This window comes from Streptomyces sp. NPDC101178 (genome assembly GCF_044767965.1).
In the GTDB taxonomy this organism is placed as follows: Bacteria; Actinomycetota; Actinomycetes; order Streptomycetales; family Streptomycetaceae; genus Streptomyces.
Genome location: NZ_JBIWOZ010000015.1, coordinates 75,875 through 91,301 on the forward strand (window position 1 = coordinate 75,875; position 15,427 = coordinate 91,301).

General features: G+C 73.2%; 13 protein-coding genes. 1 reads left to right on the forward strand and 12 read right to left on the reverse strand.

All coding sequences use genetic code 11. The annotated features are described in order from the left end of the window. Positions 1 to 5: 5 nt before the first annotated feature. The gene (locus ACIRR8_RS31125; RefSeq protein ID WP_404071123.1) at positions 6 to 764 is read right to left on the reverse strand and encodes an IclR family transcriptional regulator C-terminal domain-containing protein; all 759 of its coding nucleotides are present in this window, start codon (positions 762 to 764) and stop codon (positions 6 to 8) included. Between the two features lie 94 nt (positions 765 to 858). After that, positions 859 to 2,943, reverse strand: coding sequence for a neutral/alkaline ceramidase (locus ACIRR8_RS31130; RefSeq protein ID WP_404071125.1), 2,085 nt, complete (start codon positions 2,941 to 2,943; stop codon positions 859 to 861). A 413-nt stretch (positions 2,944 to 3,356) separates the two neighbouring features. On the opposite strand from ACIRR8_RS31130, the gene ACIRR8_RS31135 reads away from it, so the two are divergent. After that, positions 3,357 to 3,887 (forward strand): DUF1345 domain-containing protein, encoded by a 531-nt coding sequence (locus tag ACIRR8_RS31135; protein ID WP_404071126.1) that lies wholly within the window; start codon positions 3,357 to 3,359, stop codon positions 3,885 to 3,887. On the opposite strand, the gene ACIRR8_RS31140 is transcribed toward ACIRR8_RS31135, so the two are convergent. The 10 genes from ACIRR8_RS31140 to ACIRR8_RS31185 form a co-directional block, all read right to left on the reverse strand. Beyond that, positions 3,843 to 4,589, reverse strand: a complete 747-nt coding sequence (locus ACIRR8_RS31140) for a maleylpyruvate isomerase family mycothiol-dependent enzyme (RefSeq protein ID WP_404071128.1) — start codon at positions 4,587 to 4,589, stop codon at positions 3,843 to 3,845. The two genes, ACIRR8_RS31135 and ACIRR8_RS31140, sit on opposite strands and share 45 nt — an antisense overlap. A gap of 32 nt (positions 4,590 to 4,621) precedes the next feature. Next, the gene (locus ACIRR8_RS31145) at positions 4,622 to 4,978 is read right to left on the reverse strand and encodes a PRC-barrel domain-containing protein (RefSeq protein ID WP_404071130.1); all 357 of its coding nucleotides are present in this window, start codon (positions 4,976 to 4,978) and stop codon (positions 4,622 to 4,624) included. 150 nt (positions 4,979 to 5,128) lie between these two features. After that, on the reverse strand, positions 5,129 to 5,908 hold the full coding sequence (locus ACIRR8_RS31150) for an FkbM family methyltransferase (RefSeq protein ID WP_404071132.1): 780 nt from the start codon (positions 5,906 to 5,908) through the stop codon (positions 5,129 to 5,131). After that, a complete protein-coding gene (locus ACIRR8_RS31155; protein WP_356750915.1) occupies positions 5,905 to 6,123 on the reverse strand; it encodes a Trm112 family protein in 219 nt (72 codons plus the stop codon). The genes ACIRR8_RS31150 and ACIRR8_RS31155 overlap by 4 nt, the downstream gene beginning before the upstream one ends. Before the next feature lie 59 nt (positions 6,124 to 6,182). Then, positions 6,183 to 7,079, reverse strand: coding sequence for a hypothetical protein (locus tag ACIRR8_RS31160; protein WP_404071134.1), 897 nt, complete (start codon positions 7,077 to 7,079; stop codon positions 6,183 to 6,185). A gap of 4 nt (positions 7,080 to 7,083) precedes the next feature. Further along, the gene (locus ACIRR8_RS31165; protein ID WP_404071136.1) at positions 7,084 to 7,812 is read right to left on the reverse strand and encodes a class I SAM-dependent methyltransferase; all 729 of its coding nucleotides are present in this window, start codon (positions 7,810 to 7,812) and stop codon (positions 7,084 to 7,086) included. After that, complete coding sequence (locus ACIRR8_RS31170; protein WP_404071138.1) at positions 7,809 to 9,110, reverse strand: condensation protein; 1,302 nt, start codon at positions 9,108 to 9,110, stop codon at positions 7,809 to 7,811. The genes ACIRR8_RS31165 and ACIRR8_RS31170 overlap by 4 nt, the downstream gene beginning before the upstream one ends. Further along, positions 9,107 to 13,450, reverse strand: a complete 4,344-nt coding sequence (locus ACIRR8_RS31175) for an alpha-(1->3)-arabinofuranosyltransferase family protein (RefSeq protein ID WP_404071140.1) — start codon at positions 13,448 to 13,450, stop codon at positions 9,107 to 9,109. Before ACIRR8_RS31175 ends, ACIRR8_RS31170 begins: the two co-directional genes overlap by 4 nt. After that, complete coding sequence (locus tag ACIRR8_RS31180; RefSeq protein ID WP_404071142.1) at positions 13,447 to 14,175, reverse strand: class I SAM-dependent methyltransferase; 729 nt, start codon at positions 14,173 to 14,175, stop codon at positions 13,447 to 13,449. The genes ACIRR8_RS31175 and ACIRR8_RS31180 overlap by 4 nt, the downstream gene beginning before the upstream one ends. Then, positions 14,172 to 15,341, reverse strand: a complete 1,170-nt coding sequence (locus tag ACIRR8_RS31185) for a glycosyltransferase family 4 protein (protein ID WP_404071144.1) — start codon at positions 15,339 to 15,341, stop codon at positions 14,172 to 14,174. The genes ACIRR8_RS31180 and ACIRR8_RS31185 overlap by 4 nt, the downstream gene beginning before the upstream one ends. Positions 15,342 to 15,427 lie beyond the last annotated feature (86 nt).

The window sequence follows — 15,427 nt, forward strand, 5'->3', positions numbered from 1 at the left end:
TCGCGTCACTCCGGGATCGTCAGCCTCCGGGTGACGCGCAGCGCCGACGACAGCAGCTGGGCCCGGACCTCGCTGGTCCGGTACATCCGGTCGGACCGGAAGGAGATGCCGAGCGAGCCGACCTGGTCGCCGCAGTACACGCGTACGGCGACACAGGTCGTGCCCCGCCGGTACTCCTCCCGGTCCCGGGCCAGCGGTGCCATCGGCGGCGACTCCAGCTCCCGGAGCAGCTCCTCGCGGCGCGTGATGGTGTGAGACGTGAGGGCGGCCGGCGGGTGGCGGGAGAGATAGTTGGCGCGGGCCTCCTCGTCCAGCCCGCCCAGCACGCTCTTGCCGAGCGCGGTGGCGTGTCCGGCGTCCTCGAAGCCGACTGAGAGGTCGACGCGGGGCGCCCGCGGGCTGTCGACGATCTGGAGGACCCGGATCTCTCCCTCGTCGTACAGCGTCAGGTAGGCGGCGGCGGAGAGGCCGTCGCGCAGCGAGGTCAGGAGCGGGCGGATGCTCTGCGTCCATGGCGCGGGACCGGCTCCGGCACCCGGCGACGGGCCCCGGCCGGCCGGGGCGAACGCACCGTCGTCCAGTTCGCTGAGGTAGCCGTCCTCGGCGAGTGCGCGCAGATGGCCCTCGGCCATACCCGGCGGCAGCTCGGCCTCGCGGGCCAGCTGTCCGGCGGGCGCACCCGCCGGGTGTGCCCCGGCGGCCTCCAGCAACCGGAGGTCCCGCTGGACGGACACGGAGGGCTCAGGGCCGGGCTGGTCACCCATGCCCCCAGCATGGACCCGGCGCCCGGGTACGGCATCTCCTGTACGAACAGGCTTGGTGGCGGGGTTCCGGCGGCCGGGACCCCGCCCACCCCCGCTACCCGGTCACGGTGAACGCCGGGGACGTGCCCGTGAACGGGGTGATCTTCCCCAGCAGGTTCTTCGCGTCCCCGTGGTGCACGATCCGGTACGTGCCGGGGACGGTGTCCGGCCCGATGTCCCAGGTGACCGTGGCCTTCGACGTACCGGTCAGACCGTTGATCCGGGTCCAGCGGTACCTGGTCTCCCAGTCACCGTCGTCCAGCACCCGCACCCACTTCCCGGCCTCCAGGCGCTGCACCTCCAGGAAGGTCCCGCCCCGGCGCACGTTGTTCTTCGGGTGTCCGGTGGCGAACTCGACGGTCGCGGTGGAGCCGCGCGCGTACGAGGAGGCCGGTGCGGTCAGGACCGAGCCGTACGACTTGCCGAGCGGCGGGTTGTCGTAGACGACGCCCGTCTGGAACGTGAACTGCCGGGCCGACTCGTCCGGCGGCAGCGTGCCCCGGTCGAGCGCGGTGCCCTGGCGCAGGGAGGCCGCGACCCGCGCGAACTCCTGCTGGTAGGCCGGGAGCGTGTTGCGGCCGTAGAGCGTGGAGCCGCCCTCGTAGTTCTGCGTGTCGTACTCCTCCGGCGTCGTCACGTACTGGCTGTACGCGTTGGCGTACCCCTGGAGCAGCACCCGCTCCAGCGGTACCCCGAGCTCCTGCGCCACCGTCCGGCGGACCCGGAGCCCGGCCGTGATCGTGAACTCGCCCGGCCCCGCCACCAGGTACAGCTCGCCGATGCGCATGATCTGGAGCGGCAGGATCTTCGGCGTGACCGGGTGGACGTTGCTCAGCAGGCCCGTCGGGATCAGGCTCGCCTTCGGGTACTGGCAGGTCGCGAGCCAGGACGGGGTGTCGATGCGCAGCGCGTCGATGATGGAGGCCACCGGCGTGCGCATGCCCTCCTCGAAGCCGGGGATCGCCGGGCCGTCCTCCACACTGCCCGCCAGGGTGGAGGCGCCCACGACGGCCGGACAGGTGCGCTGCTCCTTGCCGTCGCTCGTGTACTGCCCGCGTACGGTGACGTTCTCCATGTCCACGTACGTGAGGCGGGCATCGACCCCGCCGGTGACCGGCCGCGCGCCGGCGTACACCTCGCGGGCCTTGTCCAGCTGGCGCTCACCGATGATGCGCGTGTTCTCGAACTCGTCCTCGGTGGGCCCCGATCCGGGCTTGAGGTTGAGGTTCGGGGACATGTCACCGGCGTTGGTGTTGGGGAACGCGGCGACGAAACCAGGGGTGTTGTCGAGGTAGCGCACGCCTTCGTGGTCGTGCTCCCACGCGTAGGCGGCATAGCCCTTGTTGTCGGGGCTGATGAGGGTGTTCTTGTTGGTGATCGAGGTGTTGTGGGTGGCGAACCAGCTGATCGCGCCCGCGTCCTTGCCGCCCTGCCGGAACCGCAGCACGGTCATCGCCGGGTCGATGCCGTCCGGGAAGGCCGCGCGGTCGGCCGCCGGATTGCGGTCGAAGGCCTCGCGGGAGCGGTTGACGCTGGCGTTGGTGAGGGTGCCGGTGCCGAGGCTGATGGTGCCGGGCTTCAGGTCGTCGTGGGCCTTGGCGACGGACTCGGCGATGCCGTCGACGATCGCCCGGTACGTGCCGTTCTGGAAGCCGAGCACGGAGAGGTTGTACGCCACGTGGTGCGCGTAGCCGCCGGGGCCGGAGTGGGTATGGGTGGCGGAGAGGAGGACGTTCTCCTCGCCGTACAGGCTGCCGTACCGCTCCTGGAGGCGGGCCAGGACGCCCTGCCGTACGGACTGGAAGATCATCGCGAGGTCCGCGTTGACGTAGACCACGCGCTTGCCGGTCGCCCGGTCGGCCACGACGTACGCGCGTGACCGCTGGCGCTGATGGATGCCGGACGTCTTCTGGTCGAAGCTGGAGTAGCCCATCATCCCGGTCTCGGCGGCCTCACCGGTGACGTCGGCGATGCCGCGCCCGACGAGGTAGTCCGCCTCGGGTGCGGCGGTGGCTGCCGTGGCGGCCGGTGAGGCCGATGCGGGGGCGGGGGCGCCGAGCGTCACGGCTCCCAGCGCGGCGGCGAGTGCGAGGGCGGAGAGCTTGCTACGGGGGTGGCGGGGTGTGGGGGACGGGGGCATCGGACCTCCTGGGGCGGGAGACGTGCGGGACCCCGGAGCCCGGTCGGCGGCTCGCCGGCATCGGCGGGACCCGGAGCGCTGCCCCGACGGTAGAGGTGTGTGACCTGCGTCGCATAGATCTCTACCGGCCAGTAAATGAGCAATCCTCAGAAAACGTGCCCGGTCTGGTGTGGTGCGCCCCTGAAGGCCGGAAATGCGCGCTGTTCAGGTGGAGGGCGCGATGGTCACCCGGACAGCCGTCGAGATGGCGCCGGCGTTGCGGCCGTCGGGCAGGGCGGCGGTTGAGCACTCGGCGCGCCCGGGCGGTGTCCCCGTACGCCACTCGGCCTGCGGCGGGGTGCGGAGGGCGGTCCGGGGGAGTGGGATGGCGGTCGTACGGGAGTCGATCCGCCGATCCGCCGAGGTGATCCCGCTTGAGCCCGCTGCCCGGCCGCCCCGTCCTCTCCGCCGTCCCCCGGCTCGTCGTCGCGGCGCTCCTCGGAATCGTCGCCGGAGTGGTCACCGGTCTGCTGACCCACGCCCCGCTCGGCGTCCTCGCCGGAATCGCCGCCGCCGAGACGATCTTCGTCATCGCCGGCTGGATCGCGCTCTGGCCCATGGACGCGGCCACCACCCACCACAACGTCCGCCGCGAGGAGTTCAAGCCCGTCCTCGAAGAGCTGGTCGTCGTCGCGGCCGCCCTCTGCGGGCTGGTCGGCATCGTGGTGCTGCTCCTGACCACCGACTCCGACCTCAGCCACGCCGCCGCGGCCATCGCGCTGGGTGGCGTCTTCACCGCCTGGGCCTCGCTCCACCTGATGTACGCCACCCGGTACGCGTACCTCTACTACCTGCCCACCGAGGGCGGTATCGACTTCAACTCCTGGGGGAGCCCGAAGTACCGTCAGATCCCGGGCCCGTCAGATCCAGTACGGGGCGGCGGGCACCGTACCGCCGTCCGATGAGGTCAGGCCGGAGCCGCCGGTCCGGCCGGTCAGCCAGCCGAGGAGATCGGCCTGCGGACCGCCGACGGTCGGACCGCCGCTGCCCAGCTCATGGACGAGACCGGTGTCGGTCGCCTCGATGCGCAGCGGCGGCACGCCGGAACGCCGCCGCTGGGCCGCGACGATGTCGTCGATGATCCAGCGGGCGGCCTCGGGCGGAACATCGGCGAAGGTGTATCCGGCGGCCAGGTCGGCGTGGTGCACTTCGAGCTCCCGCAGCCGCGTCATCACCAGCTCGGCGGGGGTGCGCGGTTCGCCGGTGCGCATACGGACCGGGCGCTGCCAGGCGTCCGCCGGCAGGGACCGTACGGCCTCGTCGAACCGTGCGGCGCTCTCGGCGGTGTCGGCCAGCAGCTCCGCGACCGTGCGGCCCGCGCCCGCCTCGATCTCCGCCGCGCGGGCGTCCATGCTCGCGTACTGCGCGGTCTCCACCCCGGTGCGGGCCCAGGCCAGCAGCCGGCAGAGGCTGTCGGCGGCCCGGGCCGTATGGGTGATCACATGGCCGCGCGTCCACGGCGGGATCAGGGTGGGGCCGGCCGCGTCGGCCTCCGTGAGCGCCGCGACGGTCCCGAGGAAGCGGTCCGTCGCGGCGTGGATCGGATCCAGCGCACGGGCGTGCCGCGTCTCGGTCCGCACCTCAGAGTCCTGCCAGTCATCCGTCATGCGGAAGAGGTTATCCGCATGGCGAGAGATGGTCAGCGGCGGGCCAGGACGCGGACACCGTCGGCCGGAGGCAGGTACGGCAGACCGAAGTACGCGAAGAGCGCCGGTTCGTCCTCGGCGGGCAGGACGTCGTCCGTACCGATCGACGGGCCGTCCTTCACCTTCGCCTTGGCGTGCGCGACCTTCAGGTAGTCCGGGCCGACCACGGCCTCCGCCAGCGGGACGAAGACCAGCCGGTGGCGGGTCGGCAGGCCCGTCAGCACGGTGGCGAACGCGGGCAGGTCCGTCGCCGTGTCGACGTACACGGACTCCAGGGAACCGATCCGGCGCCCGTCGGGGTCGACGACGTCACGCGTACGCCACTCGCGGATGTCTGCGCTCTCGATCACGGCGGAACTCCTCGGGGTCGGCCGCCGCGCACGTATGCGGCGGTCTCGGTGGTTCACCGTGCGGCCGCCCCGGACGAGGACGGCCACCCGGCTCCCCCCTCACCTGCCCCGCAACCTCCCGGTCAGCGCCGGTCGCGCCGACGGATCGGCTCAGGCCGTACCGGAGCCCGGCCCGCGCCCTTCGGGAAGGAACAGGACCGAGTTGATGTACCGGGTGCGGTGCGGCACCGACGCGCGGCGCAACAGGCCCTGGTGGACCAGGTGTTCCGTCCGCGCCTGGTGGGCCGGCAGGTCGAACCCGGCCAGCGGCATCCACCGCCGCCCGGTGAGGATCCACCCCGCGTACCCCTGGCCGGTGAGCAGGTCGACCGCCGGAGCGATCGGGCCGAGGCGGCTCTCCAGCTCGACGAGGAGCGCCGGACGGTCCCGCCGCAGCAGCTCCGCCGCCCCGCGCAGCGCGGCCACCTCCGCGCCGTCGACGTCCATCTTCACGAAGCCGACGCCGTGCAGGTCCAGGCTGTCGATGGTGAGCGACTCCACCTCGACGCTGTGCGCGTGGATGTCCCGGCGCTCCAGCGAGGAGACCCCGCGGTCGCCGTCGTCGCCTTCCGGCAGCCAGAGCCGGACCGGCGGGCCGACGCGGTCGGTCGCCGCGCCCTGCACCACCCGCACGTTCGACGGCAGCGTACGGCGCAGATGCCCGGCCAGGTGCGGCACGGGCTCCACGGTGACGACCTGGGCGCACCGCTTGGCGAGCCGGCGCGACCAGGGCCCGTACCAGCCGCCGATGTCCACGGCGACCGTGCCGCGCGGGCAGAAGTCTTCGAGCCGGCGCAGCTCCGGCTCGAAGCGCGGATAGAGGGCGACGGCGGCGGCGCCGACCAGGCCCGTGGGAAGCCGGGACGCCACAGCCGCGGCGAACGTGGTCATGCGGCCGAGGCCTTCAGGTGCGCGAGGTATCTCTCGTGCGCGTCGGCCTCCACCTTGCGTCCCGAGGAGGGCAGCAGCTGCGGGATGCCGTCCAGGATGGGGTAGCTCAGGCGCAGCCGCGGGTTGTACAGCGCCTCCTCGTCGGTCAGCAGGGCGAGCGGGCCCTTGTCGAGCGGGCAGGCCAGGATGGCGAGCAGCGGGTCGTCGGCGTTCATGAGGCTCCCTCGGTTGCAGGGGTGGGGGACGGAGGAGACGGTTGCGGGTGGTCGGAGGGTCAGGACGGGGCCGCCGCCGGAGGAGGGTCGTGGCGGGGCATGGCGAGCAGGACGGTGAGGGCCAGCGCGGTGCCGGCCAGCCGCAGCGTCAGCAGCAGCGGATCGTCGGGCAGCGACTCGCCGAAGGCGAGCGTCCCGAGGACCGCGGTGAACAGACAGGTCACCGTGGTGCACACGGGCACGATCAGCGAGGCCCGGCAGCGCTGCAGCGCCGTCTGGGACATCACGAGACCGGCCACGGCGGTGAAGAGCAGGAGATACGGGTACGGCGAGCCGAACAGCGAACGGGCCGCCTCGCCGATGTCGGTGGTGGTCAGCCTGCTGGAGGTGCCCTTCACCGCCAGCGAGCTGACGCCGTACAGCAGCCCGACCGCCACCCCGTAACCGATCCCGCTGGTCGGCACCCGGTGGCGCTTGTTCGCCCGGCTCTCCACCCGTACGTAGAGCCAGACGCCCGCCGCCAGCGCCGGGACGCAGACCAGGAGCACCAGCATCCAGGGGGCGCCCGAGCCCACCTGGTCCTCGCCCTCGCGCACCGAGGCGACGACCATCAGCAGCGCCAGCAGCACACCGCCCAGCGCATAGCGTTCGCGCCCGGTCGACTCCTCGCCGAGCACCGTCGACGAGAGCAGGAGCAGCAGCACCAGGCCGGAGACGAAGATGCCCTGCGCCGCCGCGATCGGCAGCGCGCGGTAGACGATCAGCTGCGCCGCGAAACCGGCCGCCAGCGACAGCCCGCCCAGGATCCACAGCGGACTGGTCAGCAGGACGAGGATCACGCGCAGCGGCTTGCCGGCGGAGAGCGCGGGCAGGTTGCCCAGAGCCCGCTTCTCCACCACGAACCCCACGCTGTACAGCAGGTTGGCCACCAGCGCGGCCCCCACACCCCACCACATCGCGCTATCGCCGCCGCGCGTGGGCCAGCAGGATGGACGCCGCGCCCGGCACCGCGCACACCGCCCTGTCCACCAGCCGCAGCGGACGCGGCACCCCGTGGAAGGGCGCGCCGGTGATCCTCACGTCCTCGAAGCCGGAGGCGGTCAGGAAGGAGCGCAGCGCGCGGGCGGTGTAGAGCCGCAGATGGCCCACCACCTCCGAGCCCGGCCGGCCGTGGATCCCGCGCAGGCTGACCTCGGAGAACACCGGCTGCACCCCGGCCAGCAGCAGCGCCCTGTTGTACCAGGCGGCCAGGTTCGGTGTGGACAGCATCAGATGGCCGCCGGGCTTCAGGATCCTCCGCAGCTCGTCCAGAGCCTGGTCCGGGTCGACGAGGTGCTCCAGGATCTCGCTGAAGAGCACCGCGTCCGCGCACCCGTCGGCGAGCGGCAGCCCGCCGTGCTCCAGCTCGCCCCGGACCACCGAACCCATCCGGGGCCGGGCCCGGCGCAGCGCGTCCTGCGACCAGTCGACGCCGATCAGCCGGTGGCCGGTGAGGAGCGGCGCGGCGGTGGCGGCGGCCGTCCCGTCACCGCATCCGACGTCCACGATGACCTGGCCGGTCCGCCGGCGCAGGGCGTCGGCCAGCAGCCGTGCCTGACGCCGGCTGCGCCCGTCGCCGGACGCGACGGGGACGGCCGGGTTCTCGTAGAAGTCCCGCAGCCCGGGAGGGGGAGAGACGGTGTCGGTCATACGGTCTCCGAGGATGTCGCGGCCAGATGCCGGGTGAACAGGCCGAGCAGCGCCTCGCCGTCCTCGTCGCCCAGCAGGGTCCGCGACCAGCGCAGGGCCAGATGCAGCCGGCCCCCCGTGGACGCGGTGGTGAATGTCAGTCCCCGTGGCATCCGGGCGGGCGCGGAGAACCACACGGCGGTGGCCTTCCCCGCGTCGCCGAAGTCCAACGGGTACGGGATGCGGCCGATGTTGCTCAGCAGGGTCGTCGAGGTCCACGGCCCCGCCAGCACCCGCAGCCCCCGCGTGTACGCCGCACGCGCGGCGACCGGCAGCAGCGGAGTGGTCAACAGCGAGACCGAACGCCCCAGTTGAGGTCGCGGCTGCGCCTTCAACGCGCGGGTGCGCTCGGCGGTGAGGCGCAGCAGCGCGGGAATGTCCGTGCCGGACGCCACCTCCGCCGCGTCGAAACCGACCTCGACCAGCCGGGTGCCGTTGCCGATGGGCATCTCCGGACCCCGGCTGCGGTCGTCGACCGGCATGGTGATCCGCAGCGGCCGCTCGGCCGCACCCTGCCGCCGGTTCCACTCGGCCACCGTCAGGGCGGTGGCCACCATCAGCTGGTCGTTCACCGTGTAGGGCGCGCCGGACTCCCGGCGGGGCACCGGGAGTTCGACCAGCAGCTGCGCGTTGCCGGGCACCGCGCCCGGCGTGCCCGCCGCCACCCGGGCCGGCCGCGCGAGGGCGGCCGGCCGGGATCGGGGGGACACCGGTGCGGGTGCCGGGCGGGCCGGGGCGGTCGGCGGGGGAGTGGTGCGCCCGCTGTAGATCTCTGCGGCGGTGGCCGCCAGCCGCAGACAGGCGGGCCCGTCGAGTGCGGTGTGGTGCACGGTCAGCACCAGCGCACACCCCTCCCGGTCCGGCTCCTCCACCACGGTGACCCGCAGTGGAGGAGAGACGGTGAGCGGCGGTGCGGCGGCGAGCGACGCCGCCCGCACCCGGTCGAGAGCCCCGGGCGCGACCGGCGGGAAGCTGACCGGGTCCCGGTCCGGGCCGTCCGTCAGCTCCCATTCGTACCGCCGGGCGAACGCGGAGCGCGGCCGCTCCCGCATCAGCGCCCGTGGGTGCCGGGCCAGCGACTCGGCGAACGCGGCACGCAGCCGGTCCTCCTCCAGCCGGCCGGGCAGCCGCACCTCGATGTGTACGGTGCTGGGCTCGGCCTCCTGTGCGCAGTGCCGGTCCACCTCGTCCACGACGGGGAACGGAATGCGGGGCAGCCGCCCGGCCGCGAACGGCCGGGCGGGGTGTGTGGCGGTCATCCGCTGGTTCCTCCACTGCCGGGCGGAGCCGTCGGGCCGCCCGGACCGCGCGCGGGCGGATCGGTGTGCGGCCGCTTGGCGTCGGCTGAGAGGGTCCGGCCGGACGGTGGCACCGCCTGCTGCGGGACCGTCGCCGGACCATCGCCTCCGTCGGCGGCCGCCGTCGGCTCGGTGGACCGGCCGGCCCGTCGCCTGCCCCGGACCGGGGCGGACCCGACCGTCACCAGCGCGGCGAACAGAGCGATCAGCGCGAGGAGTTGAGCCGTCGGGCCGAAGGCGCCCTCCCCGACCGCGGTGTACTCGCCGGTGGAGACGGCCACGACCACTCCGGCCGCTGCCATCGACGCGAAGGCGACCGGTGCCAGCGACGACGGGCGGAAGTGGGCCAGTACGGCGAGCACGGGCACCACCAGGGCGAGCGGCCCCGCGATCACGATGCCGACCAGGGTCAGCGCCACGGTGCCGAGGATCAGCCCGGGAGCCGGCGGGACGGCCCGCTCCTCACGCTCGTACGCCTCCTGTGCCGGAGCGGAGCTCTTGCGCCGGAAGAGGGCCAGCCCCACCAGCACCAGGAACATCACCCCGGCACCGATCAGCCCGGCCCGGTAGATCAGCGCGGGCTCGTACTCCAGGGTCACCGTGCCGCCCTCGCCTTCAGGGACCAGCCACGCCTGCTGCCAGCCGTCGATCCGCAGCGGCGTCAGCTCCTTGCCGTTCAGCGTGGCCTTCCAGCCCTTGTTGTGGTTCTCGTGGAGCTGGAGGTACGAGGCCTCGCCGGCGCCGACCGTCAGCGTGCGGCGGTCGCCGTCGTTCTGCTCCACGTCGACCGTCCGGGCGGTGGCCGCCGGAGCCTTCGTCTCGCCGGTCGAGAGCGTGACGTCGGTGATGGCGAGCGGACCGGCGTCACCGGCCTCCACGGTGTGGGTCGACGCGCCCAGCTCCACCTCGGACCGCTCGGAGCAGAGCGAGACCGCGATGGGACGGCGCTCGGTCAGGTCCCTGACCCGGCCCTCGGCCTTGGTCTCCATGAGCGTGCCGCCGATGGAGAGGACCGGCCCCTGACCGCAGGGCAGGCTGAACTTCTGCGCCGGGTCGGGCTGCGGCGAACGGAACGCGTCCAGCGCGGGGATGTAGACCTCGCTCAGCCCGACCGGCAGCTGCAACTGGTCGCCGGCGAACGGGTTGTGGACGGTGAGCGGTGCCGTGCGCGAGATGGTGATGTCCATCCGGTCGGTGGTGATGGGCGAGAAGCGGGCCATGCCGTTCTCGTCCACCGCCGCGACCGCCGTGCCGTCCGGCGAGCTGATCTGCACCTGCTCGGGCCGGGTGGAGATCCCGCCGGCCGCCGCGAACACGATCTCGCCGACCTGGGTCTTCGCCGGCCAGGACAGCCGGAGCACGGGACGGTCGCCGGCGATCCACGCGGTGGTGAGGTCGCCGTCCGTCAGGTTGCGGGCACTGAGGTTCGTACCCAGACTCGCCGTCGAGTCGGCGCTCACCAGGATCTTCTCGCGCTCGCCCGTCAGGTCGAACAGCAGCTTGTCCAGCGCCTCGCCCGGAACGGGCACCGCGCTCGCGGCGACCTTGTACGGACCGGCCTGGCCGGCCGTGAACTGGCGGTGCAGCCCGGTCTCGGCGGCGACCGCCGAGAGCCCGCCCGGGTCGCTGCCGCGCTTCAGCGAGTAGACCGACGCGTCGGCCCCCTCACGCGGAGCGTCGGACGGCAGCTCCAGCATCCGGGTCACCTGCACGCCGGGGATGGCGATGTCGGTGAACCCGGCGCCGGTGAGACCCGGGCGCCCCTGCTGGGACTTGAGGATCGTCACCTTCAGCCAGGAGGCCGGCCCGGCGGGCGCGGCCACCTCCTGCGGCGAGCCGTCGGGGCGGACCGGGCTGTCCTTGGAGCCGCGGTCCGTCTCGACCCGCACCTCCGTCGCCGCCGCCCGCACCCCGTTGCTCGGCAGCGGGGTGAGCTGCAACGAGCCCGGGATCTCCTGCGTACCGGAGAAGTCGATCCGGACCCACTCGTCCTTCGGCGAGGCGGCCGAGCCCTCGGCCCAGGCGGTGTCCGGGTTGCCGTCGAAGGCGTTGGCCGGGTCGTACTGCGGCAGATGGAACAGCCAGTTGCCGATGGACGACGCGGTCACCGACTTCGCGCCGCGCAGCACCGCCGTGGTCTGGTGCTCCTTGCCCTCGGTCGGCAGGATCTGGCGCGGTGAGGCGCCCGGGTCCTGCTCCGACTCCGGCGCGTTGCGCTCGTCGGCCGTGTAGGTGTGCGACGTGTTGGTGTTGACCAGGCCGAACCGGGTGTCGGCGCGGCGCAGTCCGTCGCCCGCCGCGTAGAGCGACGGCTTGCCGACGCCCGGGTGGGCGTCCCCGGCGAGCACGGTGGGCCGGCCCTCCAGGGAACCGCTCGCGGAGAGCGGGAGCAGCGACTCCGGGCCGCCGCTGACGACGGCGGTCGCGGAGACAGGGGCGATGGTCGCCCGCCCGGGACGCTCGGTGCCGTTCGGCGGCTCGTAGATCTCCACCGCCTCCTGGCGCGGGAAGAGGCCCTCGATCTGCACCGGTGTGCCGTCGGCTATACGGCCGCCGGTCATGACGGGTCCGAAGCCGGTGACCCTCTTGTATCCGGAGGCCTCCAGCGTGCGCTTGACCGTGGTGGTCGGGACGTATCCCAGCTGGTCCGGGTCCAGGTCGTTGCGGACCACGACGTAGTGCAGCCCGGCCCGGTTGAGGTACTCGCTCAGCCCGGGCACCTGGCCGCCGGAGGTCAGCGCCTGCTCGACCGCGTCCATCGCCCGCCGGTTGCCCGGTGTGCCGAACGGAACGTAGTCGCGCTGGGCGTACGGCGTGTCGGCCAGCACGTCGAGCGGCTGGTCGATGGTCGAGCCCCAGGTGTAGATGCCGTGCGCGGTGGCCGGGACCACGAGGGCCCGGTCGTCCGGCGAGTTCTCCTTCAGCCAGCCCGCGGCCTTCGACCAGTGGTCCGGGATCTCCTTGAACGAACCCGGCTGCAGGATCGACCCGTTGACGTACGGCCAGGCCAGACCCGGCAGCACGAGGACGGCGGCGATCACCGGAGCCAGCCGGCGCGCCCGCACCGGCACCCGCTCGTCGCGGCCGGACCGCAGCGCGGCCACGGCGGCGATGTGCGCCAGGCCGAGCGCCAGAGCCAGGGCCAGACCGGTCTGGAACTTGTAGATGTTCCGGAACGGCACCAGCCAGGTGTCCAGCCACTCCTGCACGGTCCCGTGGAAGAGACCGCCGAGCGCACCGCCGTACCCGGCGAGCGTGACCAGCGCGACGGACAGCACGGTCAGCACCAGCCAGCGGCGCTCGGGCAGATCGCGCCGGGCCAGACCGGCCAGGCCCAGGGCGGCGGCGAGCGCCGAGCCCAGGATGGTGACGGTCGCGGTGGCGACGGTCCAGCCGGCGGGCAGCCATGCCTCGCCGAAGTTCAGATAGCCGACCCAGTTGCCGGCGCCGCGCAGCAGCTCGACCGCCGACATGGTCGTCGTGGTGGTGTGCGAGGACTCCACGTACGGCATGAAGTTCTCACCGAAGGTGCCCAGCAGCAGCAGCGGGACGATCCACCAGAAGGTCGCGAGGATCACGCCCGGGATCCACCACAGCAGCAGCGCCCGCTTGCGCGGGCCGGCGGGCCGGGTGAGCAGGTAGAGGCCGATCGGCAGCAGCGAGGCCAGCGTGGACGCCGCGTTCACGCCGCCCATCAGCGGGATCAGCAGCGCGGAGCGGGCCGCGGCGATGCGCGGCGCGAGGCGCGGGTTCGTCAGCGGCAGCAGCACCCACGGCAGCAGCGCGCCGGGCAGGGCGGCGGCCGAGGTCGAGCCGACCACGATGGTGTACGTCGGCCAGAGCGCGTACACGACGGCACCGAGCAGCCGGGTGGCCGAGGAGCCCACACGCAGCCGCTCCGCCAGCCGCAGCACACCCCAGAAGGCGGTCGCCACGATCAGCGAGAGCCAGAGCCGCTCCGCCAGCCAGGTCGGCACCCGCAGCAGGTCGGCCAAGCCGTAGTACGGCAGCATCGGCACCAGGTAGCCGATGTACTGGTCGGTGATCCCGCCGAAGCCGGACCGGCTGTGCCACAGCTCGCCCAGGTCGCCGAGGAACCGCCCGGGATCCACGACGACGCCGAGCTTGGTGTCGAACGTCATGCGTCCCGGCGACACCGCCAGGAACGCCACGAACGCCGTGGCCCAGAAACCCAGCAGCCAGCGCCGCGAACGGGGCGCCTCGTCGTCGACCGGTCTGGCAGGCGGTGGATCGCCGCCGTCCGGGGCCTGGTGGGCTGGGAGGTGGACTGCGCTGGTCATGAACACCGCCGGAGAATGAGAAGGAGGTTCCAGGTGGCGAATTCCCGCAGTCCGGGCACCCGGGTAACAAGTTCGGGCAGGATGGGCCAGTACCGCGACCGGGCGGACACGATGTCCACGTCGGTGCGGCCCCGCACATGGCGCAGCGTCGGGCCGACGCCGATCCTGAAGAGGTTCTCGCCGAGGCGGTGCTTGGCCGGATGGCCGGTGCGCCGCTCGTAACGGGCGCGGGCGCGCTCGGCGCCGGCGTAGTGCCAGGGGGCCCACTCGTGGCCGCCCCACGGCGAGTACCAGTTGGTGAACGAGACGTAGATCAGCCCGCCGGGGCGGGTGACCCGCGCCATCTCGCTGAGAAAGGTGTGCGGGTCCGCGACGTGCTCCAGCACGTTGGAGGAGAAGGCGACGTCGGCCACCCCGTCCGCCAGCGGCAGCAGATAGCCGTCGGCGACGACGGTGTCCCGCGGCCCGCGCGGCCGCTGGTCACCCAGCTCCCCGCGGTCCGGCTCGAAGAGGTAACTCTGCGCGCCGCGCCGCCGGAACTCCCGGGTGAAGTAGCCGTTGCCGCCGCCGATGTCGGCGACGACCTTCCCGTTCAGCGGCATGTGCCGTTCGACCTGGTCCGCCGCGTCCCTGGCCAGCAGGGTGTAGACGGTCTCCGGGTCCTCCGCCTCGCGGAGGAAGGCCCGGAACAGGGCGGCGGAGCGGCGGAAGGACGGGTCTTTCACGAGCGGGCACCCGCCGGCCAGGACCGCGTACCGCTGATCGCCTCGGCGGCCACGGCCTCCAGCTGGGTCACGCTGCTGCTCCACCGGTAGGCGGCGGCCCGCTCGCGCGCCGCCTTGCCCATCGCCTCGCGGCGCTCCTCGTCCAGCGCCAGCGCGCACCAGGCCGCGGCGAAGGACGACTCGCCCCGGGCGAGGATGCCGGTGACGCCGTCCTCGACGGAGTCGCGCAGGCCGGGCACGTCGAAGCCGAGCGTCGGCGTCGACCGGGTCCCGGCCTCCGTGACGACCAGCCCCCACCCCTCCACGGCCGCCGGATGCAGCAGCATCCAGGACGCGCAGAGCAGCCGGTGCTTCTCCGCCTCGGACACATGCCCGGCGAACTCCACATCGGGGCCGGCGAGCTTCTCCAGCTTCTCCCGCTCGGGACCGTCGCCGACGATCACGAGCCGGCCGCCGGTGACCGGCCGGACCCGCTCCCAGAGCTGGAGCAGCAGATCGATGCGCTTGTAGTCGACCAGCCGGCCGAGCGCCAGGAAGAGCGGGGTCGCGGACCGTTCGCTCTGCGGCAGCGGATCCTGGACGCCGTTGTTCACCAGCCGGATCCGCTCGTCCGGAACGCCCAGCTCCCGCAGGGCGCCCGCGGTGGACGGCGATACGGCGATCATCAGATGGTCCCGGTAGGCCCGGGACAGGGCCCAGTGTTCGAGCTGACGCCCGGCGCGGGCCACCGGCGCCGGGAACCGCATCTCCCACAGATCAGTGTGGACGTGGTTGACCAGGCACACGGTCGGACCGCGGTGCCACAGCGGTGCCAGGTACGGCATGCCGTTGCAGACCTCGATCAGCAGGTCGCAGCTGCCGACCTGCCGGGCGAACGCGGAGCGGGCGCCGAGGTAGTGCCCCAGCTGCGATCCGGCGGAGACGACCCGGTAGGGCCGGCGCGCGGCCTGTCCGCCGCAGAGGAGGGTGACGTCGTGGCCCCGTTCGGTGAGGCCGAGGGCGAGCTGGTCGATGAGCAGCTCGGAGCCGCCCGCGGCCGGGTTGCCCAGGTCGCGGTGGGCGAGGAAGACGATGCGTCTCGGGGAGGCGGGAATCCTGGGGGAGACCGGGCCCTGACCCTGCGGCGCGGCTGCGGGAAGCAGCGGGGGAGGAACGTGCTGGGGCATGGGTGCTCCAACTCGGCTCGGGGGGCGGGGGACTCGGGGCGGGGCTTGAGAGATACGGAGAAGGGACGGAGAGGAAGAACGAGGAC

Coding starts and splice junctions, on each gene's coding strand:
- ACIRR8_RS31125 (WP_404071123.1), bottom strand. CDS start 764: ATGGGTGACCAGCCCGGCCCTGAGCCCTCCGTGTCCGTCCAGCGGGAC.
- ACIRR8_RS31130 (WP_404071125.1), bottom strand. CDS start 2,943: ATGCCCCCGTCCCCCACACCCCGCCACCCCCGTAGCAAGCTCTCCGCC.
- ACIRR8_RS31140 (WP_404071128.1), bottom strand. CDS start 4,589: ATGACGGATGACTGGCAGGACTCTGAGGTGCGGACCGAGACGCGGCAC.
- ACIRR8_RS31150 (WP_404071132.1), bottom strand. CDS start 5,908: ATGACCACGTTCGCCGCGGCTGTGGCGTCCCGGCTTCCCACGGGCCTG.
- ACIRR8_RS31155 (WP_356750915.1), bottom strand. CDS start 6,123: ATGAACGCCGACGACCCGCTGCTCGCCATCCTGGCCTGCCCGCTCGAC.
- ACIRR8_RS31160 (WP_404071134.1), bottom strand. CDS start 7,079: ATGTGGTGGGGTGTGGGGGCCGCGCTGGTGGCCAACCTGCTGTACAGC.
- ACIRR8_RS31165 (WP_404071136.1), bottom strand. CDS start 7,812: ATGACCGACACCGTCTCTCCCCCTCCCGGGCTGCGGGACTTCTACGAG.
- ACIRR8_RS31170 (WP_404071138.1), bottom strand. CDS start 9,110: ATGACCGCCACACACCCCGCCCGGCCGTTCGCGGCCGGGCGGCTGCCC.
- ACIRR8_RS31175 (WP_404071140.1), bottom strand. CDS start 13,450: ATGACCAGCGCAGTCCACCTCCCAGCCCACCAGGCCCCGGACGGCGGC.
- ACIRR8_RS31185 (WP_404071144.1), bottom strand. CDS start 15,341: ATGCCCCAGCACGTTCCTCCCCCGCTGCTTCCCGCAGCCGCGCCGCAG.